At 53.3% G+C, this 18,691-nt stretch carries 15 protein-coding genes and 4 pseudogenes; 9 read left to right on the forward strand and 10 right to left on the reverse strand.

The genetic code is table 11. From position 1 onward, the window contains the following. Both HLB35_RS13400 and dnaA read right to left on the reverse strand, forming a co-directional pair. Positions 1-128, reverse strand: a pseudogene (locus tag HLB35_RS13400) (DNA polymerase III subunit beta); the annotation flags it as partial. 23 nt (positions 129-151) lie between these two features. Then, a pseudogene (gene dnaA / locus HLB35_RS13405) lies at positions 152-1,616 on the reverse strand (chromosomal replication initiator protein DnaA). Between the two features lie 541 nt (positions 1,617-2,157). On the opposite strand from dnaA, the gene rpmH reads away from it, so the two are divergent. The 4 genes from rpmH to mnmE all read left to right on the forward strand — a co-directional run bounded on the left by rpmH (position 2,158) and on the right by mnmE (position 6,007). Further along, on the forward strand, positions 2,158-2,292 hold the full coding sequence (gene rpmH, locus HLB35_RS13410; protein ID WP_171702973.1) for a 50S ribosomal protein L34: 135 nt from the start codon (positions 2,158-2,160) through the stop codon (positions 2,290-2,292). A gap of 13 nt (positions 2,293-2,305) precedes the next feature. Next, entirely contained in the window at positions 2,306-2,713 is a 408-nt protein-coding gene (gene rnpA / locus HLB35_RS13415) for a ribonuclease P protein component (protein ID WP_171702974.1), read from the forward strand. A 117-nt stretch (positions 2,714-2,830) separates the two neighbouring features. Next, positions 2,831-4,540: a membrane protein insertase YidC gene (gene yidC / locus HLB35_RS13420; protein ID WP_171702975.1), complete on the forward strand. Its 1,710-nt coding sequence runs from the start codon at positions 2,831-2,833 to the stop codon at positions 4,538-4,540. 96 nt (positions 4,541-4,636) lie between these two features. Further along, the gene (gene mnmE / locus HLB35_RS13425) at positions 4,637-6,007 is read left to right on the forward strand and encodes a tRNA uridine-5-carboxymethylaminomethyl(34) synthesis GTPase MnmE (RefSeq protein ID WP_171702976.1); all 1,371 of its coding nucleotides are present in this window, start codon (positions 4,637-4,639) and stop codon (positions 6,005-6,007) included. Between the two features lie 3 nt (positions 6,008-6,010). Here the strand turns inward: mnmE and HLB35_RS13430 are convergent, their stop codons facing one another. The 8 genes and pseudogenes from HLB35_RS13430 to HLB35_RS13465 form a co-directional block, all read right to left on the reverse strand. Beyond that, positions 6,011-6,856 carry a 23S rRNA (adenine(2030)-N(6))-methyltransferase RlmJ gene (locus tag HLB35_RS13430; protein WP_171702977.1) on the reverse strand — a complete coding sequence of 282 codons (846 nt, stop codon included), beginning with the start codon at positions 6,854-6,856 and terminating at the stop codon, positions 6,011-6,013. Positions 6,857-6,985: 129 nt separating this feature from the next. Then, complete coding sequence (locus HLB35_RS13435) at positions 6,986-7,669, reverse strand: YiaD family glycine zipper/OmpA-like lipoprotein (protein WP_171702978.1); 684 nt, start codon at positions 7,667-7,669, stop codon at positions 6,986-6,988. Positions 7,670-7,712: 43 nt separating this feature from the next. Next, the gene (hemW, locus tag HLB35_RS13440; protein ID WP_171702979.1) at positions 7,713-8,891 is read right to left on the reverse strand and encodes a radical SAM family heme chaperone HemW; all 1,179 of its coding nucleotides are present in this window, start codon (positions 8,889-8,891) and stop codon (positions 7,713-7,715) included. Further along, a complete protein-coding gene (gene rdgB, locus HLB35_RS13445; protein ID WP_171702980.1) occupies positions 8,884-9,495 on the reverse strand; it encodes an RdgB/HAM1 family non-canonical purine NTP pyrophosphatase in 612 nt (203 codons plus the stop codon). The genes hemW and rdgB overlap by 8 nt, the downstream gene beginning before the upstream one ends. Before the next feature lie 84 nt (positions 9,496-9,579). Further along, on the reverse strand, positions 9,580-10,860 hold the full coding sequence (gene hemL, locus HLB35_RS13450; RefSeq protein WP_171702981.1) for a glutamate-1-semialdehyde 2,1-aminomutase: 1,281 nt from the start codon (positions 10,858-10,860) through the stop codon (positions 9,580-9,582). Positions 10,861-10,976: 116 nt separating this feature from the next. Beyond that, positions 10,977-11,789, reverse strand: a complete 813-nt coding sequence (gene thiD / locus HLB35_RS13455) for a bifunctional hydroxymethylpyrimidine kinase/phosphomethylpyrimidine kinase (protein WP_171702982.1) — start codon at positions 11,787-11,789, stop codon at positions 10,977-10,979. Further along, a pseudogene (gene hemJ / locus HLB35_RS13460) lies at positions 11,789-12,219 on the reverse strand (protoporphyrinogen oxidase HemJ). Before hemJ ends, thiD begins: the two are co-directional and overlap by 1 nt. Before the next feature lie 38 nt (positions 12,220-12,257). Continuing rightward, positions 12,258-14,102 (reverse strand): chloride channel protein, encoded by a 1,845-nt coding sequence (locus HLB35_RS13465; protein ID WP_171702983.1) that lies wholly within the window; start codon positions 14,100-14,102, stop codon positions 12,258-12,260. Between the two features lie 177 nt (positions 14,103-14,279). Here HLB35_RS13465 and argC point away from each other — a divergent pair. The 5 genes and pseudogenes from argC to HLB35_RS13490 all read left to right on the forward strand — a co-directional run bounded on the left by argC (position 14,280) and on the right by HLB35_RS13490 (position 18,370). Then, positions 14,280-15,313, forward strand: a pseudogene (gene argC, locus HLB35_RS13470) (N-acetyl-gamma-glutamyl-phosphate reductase). Positions 15,314-15,414: 101 nt separating this feature from the next. Beyond that, positions 15,415-15,768: an iron-sulfur cluster insertion protein ErpA gene (erpA, locus tag HLB35_RS13475; RefSeq protein ID WP_171702984.1), complete on the forward strand. Its 354-nt coding sequence runs from the start codon at positions 15,415-15,417 to the stop codon at positions 15,766-15,768. A 231-nt stretch (positions 15,769-15,999) separates the two neighbouring features. Then, positions 16,000-16,776, forward strand: coding sequence for a transporter substrate-binding domain-containing protein (locus HLB35_RS13480; RefSeq protein WP_422822464.1), 777 nt, complete (start codon positions 16,000-16,002; stop codon positions 16,774-16,776). A gap of 153 nt (positions 16,777-16,929) precedes the next feature. Beyond that, positions 16,930-17,601: an amino acid ABC transporter permease gene (locus HLB35_RS13485; protein ID WP_171702986.1), complete on the forward strand. Its 672-nt coding sequence runs from the start codon at positions 16,930-16,932 to the stop codon at positions 17,599-17,601. Between the two features lie 10 nt (positions 17,602-17,611). Continuing rightward, complete coding sequence (locus tag HLB35_RS13490) at positions 17,612-18,370, forward strand: amino acid ABC transporter ATP-binding protein (protein ID WP_216601555.1); 759 nt, start codon at positions 17,612-17,614, stop codon at positions 18,368-18,370. Positions 18,371-18,691 lie beyond the last annotated feature (321 nt).

The following is an 18,691-nucleotide window of genomic DNA, read 5'->3' on the forward strand; positions in this document are numbered from 1 at the left end:
GCGACCTGGTCGCCTTCAATTTCAATCAGTACATTCGAGAGCACAGGTAGCGTTTGCCGACGTTCGACCACGCCGGCTACCAGTGTCAGTGGACGCAGCAACGCCTCTCGGGAAATGGAAAATTTCATCAACGCTCCAGATTAGTCGGTAATTAGCTGGTCAGCAGACGCAACAGATTCTTGTAGTCCTCACGAATATCCGCATTTTCTTCCTGCAGGGCTTTTACCTTGCGGCAGGCGTGCAACACAGTGGTGTGGTCACGTCCACCAAAGGCGTCGCCAATCTCTGGCAAGCTGTGATTGGTAAGCTCTTTGGCAAGTGCCATTGCCACCTGACGCGGCCTTGCAACAGAACGTGAACGCCTTTTGGAAAGCAGATCAGCGACCTTGATCTTGTAATATTCTGCCACTGTACGCTGAATATTATCCACACCCACCTGCTTATCCTGCAGGGCCAAGAGGTCTTTCAGCGACTCACGAATGAAATCCTGAGTGATGGGTTTGCCCATGAAGTGGGAGTCGGCAATCACTTTTTCAGGGCGCCTTCCAACTCGCGGACGTTGGAGCGAATTTTCTGGGCAATAAAGAACGCCGCATCATGGGGAAGATCCACTTTGGATTGATCGGCTTTCTTCATCAGAATAGCCACGCGGGTTTCAAGTTCAGGTGGTTCAATCGCCACCGTCAGCCCCCAACCAAAACGTGATTTCAAACGCTCTTCAACGCCACTGATCTCTTTCGGATAGCGGTCAGAGGTAAGGATCATCTGCTGCCCACCTTCTAGCAGGGCATTAAACGTATGGAAAAACTCTTCCTGAGAACGCTCCTTACCAGCAAAGAATTGAATATCATCAATCAACAGGGCATCAACACTACGGTAAAAACGCTTGAAATCATTGATGGCATTCAATTGCAGGGCTTTTACCATATCCGCTACAAAACGCTCTGAGTGCAAATACACCACGCGCGCATTTTCCCGTCGCTCTGCCAGCGCATTGCCCACCGCATGCATCAAGTGGGTCTTACCCAACCCCACACCACCATATAAAAACAACGGGTTATAAGCCCCACCGGGGTTTTCTGATACCTGACGTGATGCAGCCCGCGCCAATTGGTTGGATTTACCTTCAACGAAGGTTTCAAAAGTGAAGTTAGGATTAAGTCCGCTGGTGTGTTTCAGACTGCCTTCGACCTGCACCTGACGCTCACCGGAGCGTTTAGACGCAGATTCCTCACGCAGTTGATCAATTTCACGATCATCGTTCATATGAGTGCGTGAAGGTGTACTGACAGCCGGTGACGGCGACCTGTTGGCTGAGGCTGAAACGGGGTTCCCAGCTGACGTGGCTGCGGTGCAGGAGCAGCCACGCGGCGGCTACCGACTGTCAGGCTTACCTTGGGAGGCTTTGCCGGTGAGAGCTCTCTGACCAACTCACTGATTCGTTTGGCATATTTATCATTTACCCAATCACGTACAAAACGGTTAGGCGCTAAAAGACACAGCTCATTGGACTCGCCTTCTTCGGCCTGAAGAGGACGTATCCAAGTATTGAACTGCTGCGAATTCAGCTCGTCCTGCAGATAATCGAGGCATTGCTGCCAAAGCGCGAGAGACACTCAACTCACCATCGGTTGAAAACGGCCGGATATTGTAGCGCCCCAGAACCAAGTTATCCACACAAGTATCATCTCCGACACTTCTGTGGATAACCTTCTTACTGCTATGGCTTGAGCCCTTTGGATGAGCTGGGGAAAAAACCTGAAATAATGCTAAACCTTCATTTATCCACGCTTTCGTCACAGCTAAACTACCGCTTAAGCACTGCTTATCCACAGTTTTTTTATCATTTCAAATATCTGAATATAATAACTTATATGGTGTTATCCACAATTTCTATCCCCACTATTAATAACAATATTTAAAAAGATATAGATAATGGTAGATAAGGCCTGGCAATAACCCTGAGTGGCATTGAACGACCCATCACTGGACTGCCCAATGCGACATCACTGGGTTCTTCAGACAAAAAAATTGCACCTGGCGAGCTAAAGCTCTACAATTTCCGGTCTTGAATTAGCAGTACCCGAGATGGTTATTGACTAAATCGGGTTCCTGAAATCGACGTTCCGTCCTAAAACCACGTGGGAATAACGAGTTATGAAACGCACCTTTCAACCTAGCGTTCTTAAGCGCAAGCGTACGCATGGCTTCCGCGCACGCATGGCAACCAAAAGTGGCCGCGCCATTATCACGCGCCGTCGTGCCAAAGGCCGTAAGCGTCTGAGCGCCTGAATCCGGATTGCGTGTGCTCCGTCAAGGCTATCCCCGGTGTTTACGTTTGCTTAATGCTGGGGATTTCAGTCACGTTTTCGAACAAGCTGACCTGAAAGTCCACGGTAAAGGTATGATGGCACTTGCACGTTGGAACATGCTCGGTCATCCACGAATCGGGCTAGTGGTCAGTAAAAAAAATGTGAAACTTGCCGTACAGCGCAATCGTTTCAAACGTCTCGTTAGAGAATCCGTACGATTACGCCAACATCAGTTACCAATGCTTGACATTGTTGTTCTGGCTAGGCGCGGTGTACATGATCTTGACAACGATACGTTACATCGTCAGCTACATGGCATGTGGAAACGGCTGCAGCGTGAAGCGAGACAGCATGAGTGCACAAAATTGGCATCACCAGCAAGCACTCAGCATGACGCTTGACGATTATATAGCGCCGCTCGACCTCGGCCTGCCGTTTGGCAGGCTTTTGTGTGTCATAGGTCGAGTAAAAAATCACTGCACCATTAGCAGGTTCACCACCCAGCGGGCAGACCCCTCATGGACGTAAAACGACTTATCCTCGTGATTCCATTAGCCGTACTGGCTTATTTACTGGTTGTGCAATGGAATCAGGACTACGGTCAACCGATTGACAGTCCGTCCTCCAGTGACGTTGTGCAGCGAAGTGCCAATGATACGACTTCTGCTGACACACAGGACGGCGACGGCGGTTTGGCTGTACCTTCGAGTACTTCTCAGAATGCGGACATCGATGAAGGGATGTCCGCAGATGAGAGCACAACCGATAGCCGAGACTTCATAGCGGTGACCACCGATGTGCTTGATGTGCGCATCGACCCGCACGGTGGTGATATCCTCTATGCAGCCTTGCCTCAACATAAGCTGCGCCTGGATTCCGAGCGCAACTATGTACTGCTCTCAGATAACGAAACACGCAGCTATGTGGCACGCTCCGGCCTGCAGCTCAATGATCAGGCCAACCGGATCGTTTTCACCCCAGAAAGCACCGAATACCTGCTGGGTGATGACGACGATCAGGTCATCGTGAATCTGCAAGCTGACATTGACGGCATTGAAGTCACCAAACGTTTAACCTTCGAACGCGGTAACTACGCGGTTGACGTTGACTACTATGTCGCCAACAACACCGAGTCTCCGGTCAGTGCACGCTTTATTGGCCAGCTGGCTCGCGATAACAGTGAAGACCCCTCCAGTGGCGTAGCGATGGGTATGAACTCCTATCTGGGGGCCGCTTTCTCAACACCGGAAACACGTTACGAGAAAGTGGATTTCAGTGATATCCAGGAAAACAAGTTTTCCAATCAGGAAGCCGAAGGCGGCTGGGTAGCCATTATCCAGCATTATTTCGTTTCCGCCTGGGCACCGCCCCAGGATCAGCAGAATCTTTATTACGCCACCACAGATTCCCGTGGCCGCAATGTCGCAGCTTTTGCTGGCCCTACCCTGCAGGTCGCTCCTGAAAACGAAGCTAACCTGAGTGCCACTCTTTATATGGGCCCTAAGATTCAGGACTATATGGAGCAGGTAGCGCCTAACCTGAAGCTGACGGTGGATTATGGCTGGCTATGGTTTATTGCCAACCCTCTTTTCGTGGTGCTGGACACCATCCATGACATCGTTGGTAACTGGGGCTGGTCCATTGTTCTACTGACGGTACTCGTCAAGCTGGTGCTGTTCCCGCTCTCCGCCAAGGCTTATAAGTCAATGGCCCGGATGCGTAAGCTCGGCCCGGAAATGCAGCGGCTTAAAGAGATGTATGGCGATGATCGCCAGAAAATGTCTCAGGAAATGATGAAGTTCTATCAGAAAGAGAAGATCAACCCGCTTGGTGGCTGTCTTCCCATTCTGATTCAGATGCCGGTGTTCATCGCGCTTTACTGGATGTTGCTGGAGTCGGTGGAACTGCGTCACGCGCCCTTCATGTTCTGGATCCAGGATCTCTCGGTGAAAGATCCCTTCTTCATCCTGCCGATCCTGATGGGGGCGTCAATGTTTGTTCAGCAGATGCTCAACCCGACACCGCCAGACCCGATGCAGGCCAAGATAATGAAGATGCTGCCTATCATCTTCACCTTCTTCTTCCTGTGGTTCCCGGCAGGTCTGGTCATCTACTGGGTCGTCAACAACATCATTTCAGTTGCGCAGCAGTATTATATTACGCGCAAGGTCGAGAATGACCCAACCATGGCAAGGGCAAGAAAACCCGCTAAGCCTTGTTTCTTATGAATAGGGTCAACACCCTCCAGACCCCCGCCCTGTGCGGGGGTCTGGCGTTTATAGCAGGATAAATTCACAATACGCCTATCAACCAACGAGGGCGCCATGCCAGCACCACTTTATACTCCCGATACCATTGCCGCCCTGGCCACCCCACCCGGACGCGGTGGCGTCGGTATCATCCGTCTTTCCGGCCCGCATAGCGCCGCTATCGCCGTAAAAATACTCGGCTATTCACCCACTCCCAGGCAGGCCCACTACGGCCCCTTTCACGGCGAGGCAGGCATTATCGATCAAGGTATTGCCTTGTATTTTGCTGGGCCGAATTCCTTCACCGGTGAAGACGTACTGGAGTTACAGGGTCACGGCGGCCCCGTCATCATGGACATGTTACTGGAGCGCTGCCTGCAGCTGGGCGCCAGGCTGGCCCGTCCCGGCGAATTCTCAGAGCGTGCCTTCTTTAACGACAAGCTGGATCTGGCTCAGGCAGAAGCCATCGCCGATCTGATTGACGCCACTTCACGGCATGCTGCCGAAAATGCCGTGCGTTCGCTACAGGGTGAGTTTTCCAACCTCGTCCATGCCTTGGTTCAGCGCCTGATTGAACTGCGTGTTTACGTTGAGGCGGCTATCGACTTTCCTGAAGAAGAAATAGATTTTCTCGCCGATGGCCATGTTGCCCGTCATCTGCAAGGGGTGATGAGCGAACTGGAAAAAGTACGTGCAGCCGCTGGCCAGGGCGCCTTGATGCGGGAAGGCATGAATGTGGTGATTGCCGGGCGTCCCAATGCGGGCAAATCAAGCCTGCTCAATGCCCTGACCGAGCAGGACACCGCCATCGTGACCGATATTGCCGGTACCACCCGGGACGTATTACGGGAACATATCCACCTTGATGGTATGCCCTTGCATATTATTGATACCGCAGGCCTCCGCGACACGCCGGATGCAGTGGAAAAGATTGGTGTGGCCCGTGCCTGGGCAGAAATAGAGAAAGCCGATCGCGTGCTGCTGCTGGTCGATGCCTCAACCACCCAGGCAACTGACCCCTTCGATATCTGGCCAGAGTTTGTTGAGCGCCTACCGGATCGCTCGCGCTTGACCTTGATACGCAACAAGATCGATACCAGCCAGGAAACCCCTGGAATTGACTTATCCACAACCCATCCGACGCTACGCCTTTCGGCAAAAACCGGCATAGGTGTGGATAACTTGAAACAGCACCTGAAAGACATCATGGGCTACGCAGCGACAACGGAAGGCCGCTTTTCAGCCCGCCGCCGCCATCTGGATGCCCTTGATCGCGCCCGTGATGCTCTACAGGCAGGCAACTCCCAGCTTCAGGGCTACGGCGCAGGAGAACTCCTTGCTGAAGACCTGCGCGACGCCCAGCAGGCGCTTGGGGAAATTACCGGTGATTTCAGCGCAGATGATCTGCTGGGGGAAATTTTCGGCAGCTTCTGTATCGGGAAATAATAGTCACTCCCCTACCAGCCAGTCGCTGTGATACTGGCTTTGCTCACCTAACAGCGGCGTGATGTCTGCCATGGCACTGGCAAGACGCTCATCCAGCCCCCAGGGCGGGTTCACTATCAACATGCCGCTACCGTACATACCATGTTGATCCACCCCTTGAGCACGCTGCTTAAGCTCGCTACGCCATATCTTGCGTACACCGCTGGCCTTCAAGCTATTCAGCAGGATTTGGTGAGCACCGGAAGGAAGCAACGGGTACCAGATAAGCAGGACACCATGGCGCACTTTTGCCAGGGTCTGAACTACTGTTTCAGCCACTTCCTGGTACTCCTGTTTGCGCTCATAGCTGGGGTCGATCAGCACACATAATCTGGGCGTGGCGACCGGCACACGCTTGCTCAGACCGGCTAACCCATCGGCAAAAATTCGCCGGGCCTGCTCAGGAAGTGTCTGTGTGTTCAGGTGCTCATGCTCACTGGGATGAAATTCAAACAGGGTAAGTGCATCCTGCTCGCGTAACGCCTGGGATAACCACCAGGGAGAGCCAGGGTAGTGGCTTAGCTCAGCCGCATGAGGCTGGGCGCTTTCCAGCTTGTCAAGCCAGGCACCTAACAGGGAGTCTTTAAGCCCTTGGCGAGCTTGCCAAAGTGGCCAGATGCCTTGACGGTACTCTTGCAGGCGTTGAGTCTCTTGCCGGTCAAGCGGATATAGGCCTCTTCCCGCATGAGTGTCTATATATGTAATAGCTGAATTTTTACGTAATAAATAATCCACCACGGCAAACAGGGTCAGGTGCTTATGCACATCGGCAAAGTTGCCGGCGTGGTAAGCATGTTGGTAGGAAAGCATGACATATCCTTTAGTAAAATAGTGGTGGATGCAGCGTATACGGCATCAGCTGGGTTATCTCAATAAAAAAACCCGCTAAACCTGATGGATAGCGGGTTGAAGCCTTAAAAAAATAATCTTGAAGAAAGATCAGGGCTGTTGGTAGTTACGTGCACCTTCTGTCGGTGTCAGTGTGATTTCAACTCGGCGATTCTGGGCGCGGCCCTGTTCGTTATCATTGCTGGCCACTGGCTGGGTTTCCCCGTAACCGCGGATATTCAATCGGCTACCTGATACACCATTCTGGTTCAGGTAATTACTGACCGACTGCGCTCGGCGTTCAGAAAGGCGCTGATTATAGCCCGCGTCTCCAGTGCTATCAGTATGCCCCGCCACATTGACACGGGTATCCGTATAGTTACGCAGTACGTTGGATACTTCATTAAGAGAAGAACGCGCCTGTGGGGTCAGGTCGCTTGAATCAAAACCAAAGGTCACGCTGCTGGGCATATTGAGCACAATGTCATCACCGCGACGGTCAATCTCAATCCGTGAGCCTTGCAGGTTCTGGCGCAGCTGCTGTTCCTGACGATCCATATAAGCACCAATGCCTGCCCCAGCCGCAGCGCCAACGGCAGCACCAATCAAGGCACGGTCGCGGCGGCTAGTGCTGCCATCTCCGGAAAGCGCGCCGGCTGCCGCGCCAATCACCGCACCTATTCCTGTACCGGTCGCGGTAGTGGAGCGCTGGGTATTGCCGCCGTAAGGGTCGGTCGCACAACCGGCAACAAGAACGACGGCCGCTAGAGGTGTCAGTAATCGATAGAGTCGCATTCAATACTCCTGATATTCATGAGTCTACCCGATTAGGGGCAAATTATGCGTCACTGATCTCCGCCAGCAACTCATTCAAGAATAGTAGACCTTGAGGCGATGCTCTAAGCCTTTCCGACGTTTCCTCTAAAAGTCCTTTTTTGGTGGCACTTTCCAGGGGCTGTGTTAGCGCATCAAGAGGTTGCCCTGTGTGTGCCTGCCACGTCGCCATGGGGACTCCCTCGCTAAGGCGCAGGGCATTCATAGCAAATTCCAGTGGAAGCTCCTGGCGTGCTATTTCACGCTTACCAGCAAGAAAACCGCGCATATCTCCCCTACGTTGCAGATAGGCATCTGGCTGACGGGTCTTCCAGCGTCGCTCGATTGTCCATTGGCCATCATGGGCAATATGGCTGAACTTGCCATGGGCTCCCGCCCCTATGCCCATATAATCGCCGAATTGCCAGTAATTCAGGTTATGGCGGCTTGCCTTGTCAGGCCTTGAATAGGCCGATATTTCATAACGCTTGAGCCCTGCTTTTTCCAAGGCATCATGGCCAGCATCCTGAATATCCCAGAGAATTTCTTCGTGGGGCAGTACAGGCGGCGCAGAGTGAAAAGCTGTATTAGGTTCCAGGGTAAGCTGGTACCAGGAAAGATGTTCGGGCGCCAAAGCTAACGCCTGGTTGATATCTGCCATGGCACTGTCAGCTGTCTGCCCGGGCAGCCCATGCATCAGGTCAAGATTGATATTATCAAACCCGGCTGCCCGTGCCTGAGCAACAGCCTTGATGGCCTCGTCTCCGCTATGGATACGCCCAAGGGCAGCCAACTGCTCGGGCTGAAAACTCTGTACGCCCAGCGAAAGCCGATTGATACCTGCTTTACGGTAACCGTAGAAGCGACTTTGCTCGGTCGTTCCAGGGTTGGCCTCCAGAGTGATTTCAATATCGGCGGCAAACGCCAGCTGACTTGCTATTGCTGTTAACAACTTTTGGTAAAAATCAGGCGATAGCAGGCTTGGCGTGCCACCACCAATAAAAATTGCTGCCAACGGGCGCCCGGCAGCGAGCGGCAGATCCTGCCTGAAATCTTCCAACAGCGCTTCCAGATAGGCCGCTTCTGGCAGCTCATCAAGGTGAGGCTCATGAGAATTGAAATCACAGTAGGGGCACTTACGCACACACCAAGGGGTGTGGATATAGAGCGACAGTGGCGGAAGCTCACGTGCTTGTTCAGCCATGCGCCACCTGCAATGTCTCTACCAACGCCTGCAAGGCACGCCCACGATGGCTCAAGCGGTTTTTGCTTTCCGTCGACAGTTCGGCGGCTGACATTCCCTGGTCAGGCAGCCAGAAAAGTGGATCATAGCCAAACCCACCTTCTCCACGTGGAACCGTCAGTATCTCGCCTTCCCAGCTGCGTTGAACAATGATCGGAACAGGGTCTTCAGGGTGACGCAAGTAAACCAACACGCACCAGTAACGCCCGCTACGCTGCCCTTCTTCACAGCGACTTAACGCTTCAAGCAGCTTGGCATTGTTACGTGCGTCGCTTTTTGGTTCACCGCCATAGCGGGCGGAATAAATACCTGGAGCGCCGTCAAGCGCATCAACTTCCAGCCCGGAATCATCTGCCAGAGCTGGCAAACCGCTGGCCTGACTGGCAGCACGCGCCTTGATCAAGGCATTTTCTACAAAGGTCAGGCCGGTTTCCGGCACATCGTCCACGCCAAAATCCGCCTGAGGGCGCACATTCATCCCCAGAGGAGACAATAGCTGATTGAATTCTCGAAGCTTACCAGCGTTGCCGCTAGCAAGTACCAGCGTTGATGCAGGTGCTGTCATGGCGATTCTCCGTAAAAAACTGAAAAAGCCGCTCTTTGGAACGGCTTGATACGAGTCAGTTTTATGAGTGTATTTCGGCCAGCATCACATGGTAGCAAAAGCTTTCTCGGCGGCGTCCAGAGTCAGCTGGATATCTTCTGCCGTGTGGGCGCTGGACATGAAACTGGCCTCATAGGCGGAAGGCGCCAGATAAACACCGTGATCGAGCATGGCAGTGAAGAAGCTTCTGAAGGCTTCTGGATTACAGGCGGTTGCCTGGGCGAAGTTGTCCACCCTGGATTGTGAGGTAAAGAAGATCCCGAACATGCCACCGGATGATTGGGTGATCATCGGCACGCCCGCCGCGTCTGCCCGTTCCTTAAGGCCATGGCAGAGCGTATCAACGCGCTGGGTCAAGGCATCATGGAAGCCAGGTACCTGAAGCTTATTGAGCAAGGTCACCCCAGCGGCCATGGCCAGCGGGTTTCCAGAAAGTGTGCCTGCGTGGTAGATGGGCCCAAGCGGTGAAATGTTTTCCATGATTTCCCGCTTGCCGCCAAAAGCCCCTACCGGCATGCCGCCACCGACGATCTTGCCCAGGCACGTCAGATCCGGAGTGACGCCATAGCGTGCCTGAGCGCCACCCAGCGCAATACGGAAACCGGTCATGACTTCATCAAAAATCAGCACGCTGCCGTGCTCATTGCAAACCCGGCGCAGGGTTTCAAGGAAACCTGGCTGAGGTGGAATGCAGTTCATGTTGCCGGACACCGGCTCGACGATAATGCAGGCAATGCGGTCGCCGATTTCTTCAAAACAGGCTTCCACGCCATCCGGGTCATTGTAGGAAAGCGTGACGGTATGCTCCGCCAGTGCGGCGGGAACGCCAGGGGAACTCGGCTCACCGTGGGTGAGCGCTCCGGAACCGGCCTTGACCAGCAGTGAATCGGAGTGGCCGTGGTAATTGCCTTCGAACTTGACGATCTTGTCACGCCCGGTATAACCGCGTGCCAGGCGAATCGCCGACATGGTGGCTTCGGTGCCGGAGCTGGTCATGCGCACCATTTCCATGCTGGGAATGATCTCGCAGATCAGGTCAGCCATGGTGGTTTCCGCTTCGGTAGGGGTACCAAAAGACAGACCGCTATCCAGGCGCGAGCGCACCGCGGCCAGCACATCCGGGTCTGCATGGCCGGTAATCATCGGGCCCCAGGAGCCGATATAGTCAACGTAGCGGTTACCTTCGACATCAAACAGATAGGCGCCCTGGGCACGCTCCATGAAGACCGGCGGGCGGTGCATGCCCTTGAACGCTCTTACCGGTGAGTTAACACCGCCGGGAATATGACGGCTGGCTCGTTCAAACAATTCTGCAGACGTGGTCATGGCGTCTTCTTCCTTTTATCTCTGAGATCAAATCAAATCTGAATGGTACAAGAACGCTAATCCAGCGATGTCGCGTCAAAAAACAGGTTTAAAAAAACAGGTTTAAAAAAACAGGGTTAAAAAAACATAGGGTTAAAAAAACGATCTGGCAGCGCTTGGCCTTCTTTAAGGTGATAACCGTGAGACAAGCTTTGCCAGGTAAAGTGCTGCGCCTGCTCGCAGGCGGTAAGTAAACGCTCACCTACGGCCAAACGCGCGGCCAATGAGGAAGCCAAAGTGCAGCCCGACCCATGAAATTGCCCTGCCAGGCGCGGCCACTGCCATTGGCGCGTTGTGTCAGGCATATGTAGGGTATGCACCACCTTTTGCCGGTCGCTTTCTGGCAGAGGCGAATCCGTTGCGGTTACCAGTACAGCGCCACAGCCTCGCTCCATCAAGGTCACTACACGCTCAGTGTCATTGGCAGATGCCGTTACGCCCGGAGCCAGGCGAGCCAATTCTTCTCGATTGGGGGTCAGCACATCGACCAGCGGCATCAATTTGTCCACATAGACCTGACTCAAACCGGCTGTGGATAACTCGGTTCCACCACCCGCTTTCAAGACAGGATCAGCCACGACCGGGATACCGGGAAAGCGGCGCAAAACCTGTTCAACGGCCTCCAGCACTTGTATATCCGCAATCAGTCCAAGCTTGATGGCCGCTATCGGAAGAGTATCCAGAGCCGTCACCATATCGAGAACGGAACTGGCGCTTACCGACAAGACCTGTTGAACATCGTGATAATTCTGAACGGTCAATGCCGTCGGCACCGTTATCGCCCAGCCGCCGCTGGCATTAATCGCTTCACTGTCAGCAATAATGCCAGCGCCGCCGCTAGGGTCATGGCCTGCCAGTACTAACACTACAGGGGGAAGGGAGCGTGGCATCAGTATGGCTTGAGCACAGCAAGAATAATGATAATGATCAGCGCAATCACTGGCGCTTCATTAAACCAGCGGAAAAACACATGGCTTTTTTGCAGCGATCCTGAGCAAACTGTTTCAGGTAGATAAGGCAGACATGGTGATAGGCAATCAAGAGCACCACCAGGAGCAACTTGGTATGCATCCAGCCCTGGCTCAACCAGCCTGGGTTGATGTAAAGCATCAAGATACCGAAGATCAGCACGACAATCATGGAAGGCGTCATAATGCCACGGTAAAGCTTGCGCTCCATGACCTTGAAAGTTTCCATGCTGGTGGTTTCGCCTTTATCCCGCGCCATGGCGTGATAAACATATAGTCGTGGCAGATAGAACAAGGCAGCAAACCAGGTAACCATCGCTATTAGATGAATTGCTTTCGCCCATAAGTACATGGTGGCTCCTTAAAAGTCGTCTAGCAGTGGGATAGCGTTTATGGCAGTGCGTTAGCGGCTGTCATTCGCAGCAAGGGAACATGATCAAGGCTTTTTGCGTCTTGGCCGTCCGTTGATCGCGGATCAGTATAATGATAATACCGTTCAATAGCCCCTCGAGTGATGATACCTGAAATTCGCCGCTGCTTGGGGCGATAACCATGGACAACGTACAAGGCACCTAGGGCGTTATTCTGAAGCCTTATAAACGCTTCGGAAAGGGTTGCCTGCAACGCGATGGGCGCCATTTCCAAACGTTGCCCCGGAATTTCTACAAGATCTATTATTTCCTGCGGATCATTAGCAGCACCTTCACTAGCGTCGCGCTCCATCAGCCAACGCGCCAGTTCAGCCGCTCTCAGCGCCAGCACGGGTTTTTCCTGGGTCGAACGTTCAATTATTAACCAGACAGGGTTAGTTTCCAGCAGCTTGCGGGCCTCTTCAGCGGTGATCATCCGTTCAGTGCGCACGAAACTGCGCTCCATCACGGCAGGAACTGACACTCGCGACAGCGCCTGCATCAATGGCTGCTGCAGAGGGTGTAAACCATAACGCAAGCTACTGATAAAAAAACCTTCGCAGCCCGTCAAATGGCGTGATGTCAAACAGGCCACTACTACCGCTAGCATGCCTGGCAACATGATATTCGGCGTATGGGTCAGCTCCAATAAAGCCATCAAAGCCGCCAGCGGCGCCTGCAGCACAGCTCCCATCATCGCCGCCATACCCAACATCGCAAAAATGCTTGGGTCAGCAGCTTTATCCGGCCATAACCAGACACCGACAAGACCACATAAAGTGCCCATGGCCGCACCAATAACCAGCACCGGGCCAATGATGCCAATCGGTATACCACCGGCAACGGTCAGCGAAGTAAGAACTAACTTGATAGCCACTAGGGCAAGCAGCACCGATACCGTTAACTGGTTATTTAGGGCAGCGGCAACGCTGTCATAGCCAATACCCTGTACTTGTGGAAAGAACCACGCCGATAGTCCGGTCAGAAGCCCCACCGCCCCCAGGCGCAGCCACAGTGGTTGCTGCTGGATCCACTGGCTGCGTGAAATATGAATGAAGAGTCCCGCCAGAATGCCGATCATCAATCCCATCACGACTATCCAGGGCAGATTGAAAAAGGAGCCCAGAGCCACCTCGGGAATACTAAATGCTGGCGCATTGCCATATACCAGCTGTGCCACCAGAGCCCCCATGGTCGATGCCAGAATAACCGGCATGAAACTCATCAGGGTGTATTCCATCATCACCACTTCCATGGCAAAGATAACCCCGGCAATGGGCGTGTTGAACGATGCTGAAATCCCGGCGGCAGTGCCACAGGCGACCAGCACCCGCAGGCTGTTATTGGGTAGACGCAGCTTGAGCCCAAGCCCGCTGGAAGCCGCCGCCCCCAGATGAATGGCTGGGCCTTCTCGCCCGGCAGACAGGCCACCCAGCACCGATACCACTCCGACCCACCATTGGTTCAACCAGTTACGCAAGGGAAAACGCCCCTGATGATACGTCAGGCGCTCAATAACATGACCAACCCCAAGCTTACGGGCCGTGGCTTTCTGGCGATACAGGAAGACACCCACCAGCGACACCGCCAGCATGGGTAGAAGAGCGCGTAACCAGGGCGACAAGGCTTCAAAGGCTTCCGGATTGTTTTCCGGCATATACAGCGCGGCCCCCGTTTCCAGCAGTAACCGAAAGCCCACCATCAAGGCACCGGTAATCACGCCCGATACCAGGCCCAGCACGCAAAGTTGGGGCAAGGCGTCAACATTGGCCAACTGTTGGCGAAAATTTTCAAGGCTGAAACTGGACCGAGAAAAACGTGCCACGCGTCTTTTCCTTGTGGTTAATAAGGTTATCCATCAGATCATAAAGATAAGATCAAACGCCTTGAGCCTATTCTTCAGGCCTATCCTCTCTCTCCTCCATGCTCTTGTGTATCATAGTCTTTATGATGAAGACACCAATCCTTAACGTCCCAGATTCAGAGCAGCAAGGAGCAGATTGTGATTAAAGTAGGCATTGTAGGTGGAACCGGCTATACCGGCGTTGAGCTTTTAAGGCTGTTGTCGCAACACCCTGACGTTAGTGTCGACGCCATTACGTCACGTTCTGAAGCCGGCGTGAAAGTCGCGGATATGTACCCAAACCTGCGCGGATACTACGACCAGTTGACCTTTAGCGAACCCGATGCTGAACAGCTCGGCGCCATGGATGCGGTATTTTTGCCACCCCTCATGGCGTGGCCCACGCGCTAGCAGGCGAGCTCCTGGATAAAGGTACCCGGGTAATTGACCTTTCTGCAGACTTTCGGCTGCGGGATGCAAAAGAATGGAGCCAATGGTATGGCCAACCCCATGGCGCCCCAGAGCTGCTTAACGAGGCGGTTTATGGGCTGCCTGAAATGCATCGCGATACCATTCGCCAGGCACGCCTGATTGCAGTGCCCGGCTGCTACCCCACCGCTGTACAACTGGGCTATTTGCCACTTTTGGAAGCAGGCCTGATTGACCCTGAACAGCTGATTGCCGATTGCAAGTCTGGGGTAACTGGGGCAGGCCGAGGTGCCAAGGTACCCTCGCTGCTGGCTGAGGCCAGTGAGTCCATGAAAGCTTATGGTGCAGGTGGCCACCGCCATCTGCCGGAAATCCGTCAGGGGCTGAGCGATATCCATGGCCAGGCGGTTAAGCTGACTTTTGTGCCCCACCTGACACCAATGATTCGCGGTATCCACGCAACGCTCTACGGCCAGCTGAACGCTGACCCACAAGACCTTCAGGCGCTGTTTGAAGCACGCTATGCCAACGAACCCTTTGTGGATGTCATGCCTGCGGGTAGCCACCCGGAAACCCGCAGTGTCAAAGGCATCAATACCTGCCGCCTGGCGGTACATCGTCCAGGTAACGCCAACACTGTCGTCGTGCTATCGGTCATTGATAATCTAGTCAAGGGCGCCTCAGGGCAAGCTATCCAGAACCTTAACCTGATGTTTGGCCTGCCTGAAACCCGTGGCCTTGAAGCACCGGCGTTGATGCCCTGATCATAGGTCGGCAAAATCTTTCCCAGTAAAAGTTGACCCTTTTACTGGGAATTACTCATAATCAGGTTCAACTCTCGAACGTTCGCTCACGGGAGGTATCCATGAGCAGTGCAGAATCCTTTGTCCCAACCCCTTTACTTCTATCCGGCAGTGCCCGCACACGTATCAAGGCGCTGATGGCAGAAGAAGGCAAACCTGACCTCAAGCTGCGCGTCTACGTGACCGGCGGCGGCTGCTCAGGATTCCAGTATGGGTTTGATTTTGCGGAAAATATCGCAGAAGACGACACCGTCATCGAATTCGGTGATGCAACCCTGGTGGTCGATCCACTCTCCTATCAGTATCTGGTAGGTTCAACCGTGGATTTTGAAGAAGGCCTGGCAGGTGCTCGTTTCCGTATTCAGAACCCAAATGCCACGACTACTTGTGGCTGCGGTGCCTCCTTTATGGTTTAACGCCAATTGAACACTATCGGCATCTTTTTCAGTCAGGTAGATCTGCTGGCTCAGCTTGTGCGTCAAACCAGCGTTTATGTGTTTCCTTCCCCGTGACTTGACGCCATGGCGGTTTCTCGCCAAGGTAAATAGGTCAACAACCGTTTATTGCATCAATTTTTCAGGCATTTACGCTCATAGAAGTAGACTAATGGGTTCAGATGCCTAGCACGGGGAAAACACATGAATAATATGATGACCGTCAATCTATCGAAAACTCTGATGGCTAGCGCCATTGCCCTTGGGCTTGGAGGCTCAACATTAGCGATGGCACAGGATATGCCTGTTGTTAACGTGGCCACCGATCCAAGTTTTGTGCCTTTTGAGATGATGGATACCGAAACCGGTGAAATGATCGGTTTTGATATGGATATGATCAATGAGATCGCCGAGCGTGCCGGGTTTGAAGTCAACCTGACGACCATGGAGTTTTCCGGCATTATTCCTGCCGTTCAGACGGGCAGTCAGGAAATCGCCATTGCCGGTGTCACCATCACTGAAGAACGTGCTGAAATCGTCAACTTTTCTGATCCCTACTACGATTCCGGTCTGCGCATTATCGTACGCGCCAATAACGAAGATGTGGCCACTATCGATGATCTCGAAGGCATGACGATTGGTACCAAAATCGGCTCCACCAGCTACGACTTCCTCCAGGATAAATTCGGCGATGATGCTGATATCACCCCTTATCCAGGCACCTCGGATATGTATATGGCACTGCTAGGACGCAACGTGGACGCCGCCTTCTACGATGCGCCCAATGTTGCTTACTTCTCGCAGACCCGGGGCAAAGATCGCACCAAGGTCGTTGGCCCACTTTATGAAGGCCAACAATACGGCATTGTCTTTAACAAAGGCAGCGAATGGGTAGAACCTGCCAATGAAGCACTGGCGGCCATGCGTGAAGATGGCACCTACGATGAGATTTACACCAAGTGGTTTGGCGAATCTCCTGACAGTGAATAAGCAATGTCTGTAGGTGGTATAAAGCCTGCAGCTTACTGGCTATCCTGATCACAGGATTATGTCAGAAAATGCTGATCAGGGCCGGGTTCATTGACTCGGCCCTGCGTCATTTCAGGATCTCTTTTTACAGGGTTACTTTTCAGGAGATCGCGCGTGGATAGTACATTTCAGTTTGATTGGGGAGCTGCCTTCGGCTCAATTCCCCATTTGTTGCCAGGGATTCCATGGACACTACTGATTTCTTTCGGTGGCCTGGCATTCGGTTTCTTTATCGGTATCTTTTTTGGTCTCCTGCGTATCAGCCCCATCCGCTGGCTGCGCTGGCCGGCCATCCTGTATATCGAAGTATTTCGCGGCACCCCGATTCTGGTTCAGGTGCTGTTTATCTTTTACGGCCTACCACAACTGCTGGGTAGCCCCATCAACGCCCTGACAGCAGGCATAGCGGCGATTGCGGTCAACTCGGGTGCCTATATCTCAGAGATCGTGCGTGGCGGTGTTCAATCTATGGAACGCGGCCAGCGCGAGGCATCGCTCTCCCTTGGACTGTCTAGAACCCAGGCGTTTCGTTATGTCATCTGGCCGCAGGCCTTTCGGCGCATGATTCCCTCTCTAGGCAATCAGGGGATCATCAGTATCAAGGACACCTCACTGTTTTCGGTGATTGGGGTAGGCGAACTGGTCCGCCAGGGGCAAATCTACATCGCCACCACCTTCACCGCCATGGAGGTCTATCTGATGGTGGCCATGCTTTACCTGATAATCACCTGGTCGCTTTCAATCCTGCTGCGCCAACTGGAGCGCAGAGGCCTGGCAGGACAATAAGGACGCAGACATGAATGATTCGACGCAGCCTATCGTCACCATGCAGAAGTTGAATAAGCACTTTGGCAGCCTGCATGTTCTCAAAGATATCAACCTGGAAATCGTGCCAGGTGAAGTCGTCGTTGTGATCGGCGCCAGCGGTTCGGGTAAGTCCACCCTGATCCGCTGTATCAATGGCCTGGAAGAGTTTCAGTCCGGTAACCTCACCGTTGACGGTCATGACCTCATGCCCTTTGGTAAAAGCACCAAGGCGCTACAAAAGATCCGCACTGAAGTCGGCATGGTATTCCAGCAATTCAACCTCTTTCCGCACCTTAGCGTTCTCGACAACATCACCTTGGCACCCATGAAAGTACGCGGCTGGAACCGTGAAGACGCCGAGGAAACGGCCATGCGCCTGCTTGAACGGGTAGGTATTGCCGACCAGGCCAAGAAATCGCCTACCCAGCTCTCAGGCGGCCAGCAGCAGCGTGTGGCCCTGGCCCGTGCACTGGCCATGGAACCGCGTCTGATGCTGTTTGATGAGCCAACCTCAGCTCTTGACCCGGAAATGATCGGTGAAGTACTGGATGCCATGCGTGAACTGGCCAAGGAAGGCATGACCATGGTGATTGTCACCCATGAAATGGGCTTTGCCCGTGAAGTCGCTGACCGGGTTATCTACATCCATCAGGGTGAAATTACCGAGCAGGGGCCACCGCAACAATTGTTTGATAAACCTCAGCACGAACGTACCCAATCCTTCCTGGCCAGGGTACTGAAACATTGACGTTCCTATAGATGAACAAGCTGTCAGAGAGGTGTTTTAAGCACCAAAAAGGCACGTCAAAACCCGCTAATTTATTGCCTGTCCCTGTGACAGGCTTTTTTGCCTGTGGATAATTAATTTTTATAGCTGCTGGGCAACCTGCTTATACGCCTCTATGCCAGTCCCTGCAGAGTACCGCCGCTAGAATAGCCACTTGTTCACAGCTAGGCTCACAACCCATGTACGGGTCGGTGGATAAGCAGGGGTCAACTTGCCCTGTGGGTAAGTCGCTATTTCATCCACAGGTTCATGACGGTTTATACCCGCTCCCTACGCAACTCA

Source organism: Vreelandella azerica (assembly GCF_013112225.1).
GTDB lineage: Bacteria > Pseudomonadota > Gammaproteobacteria > Pseudomonadales > Halomonadaceae > Vreelandella > Vreelandella azerica.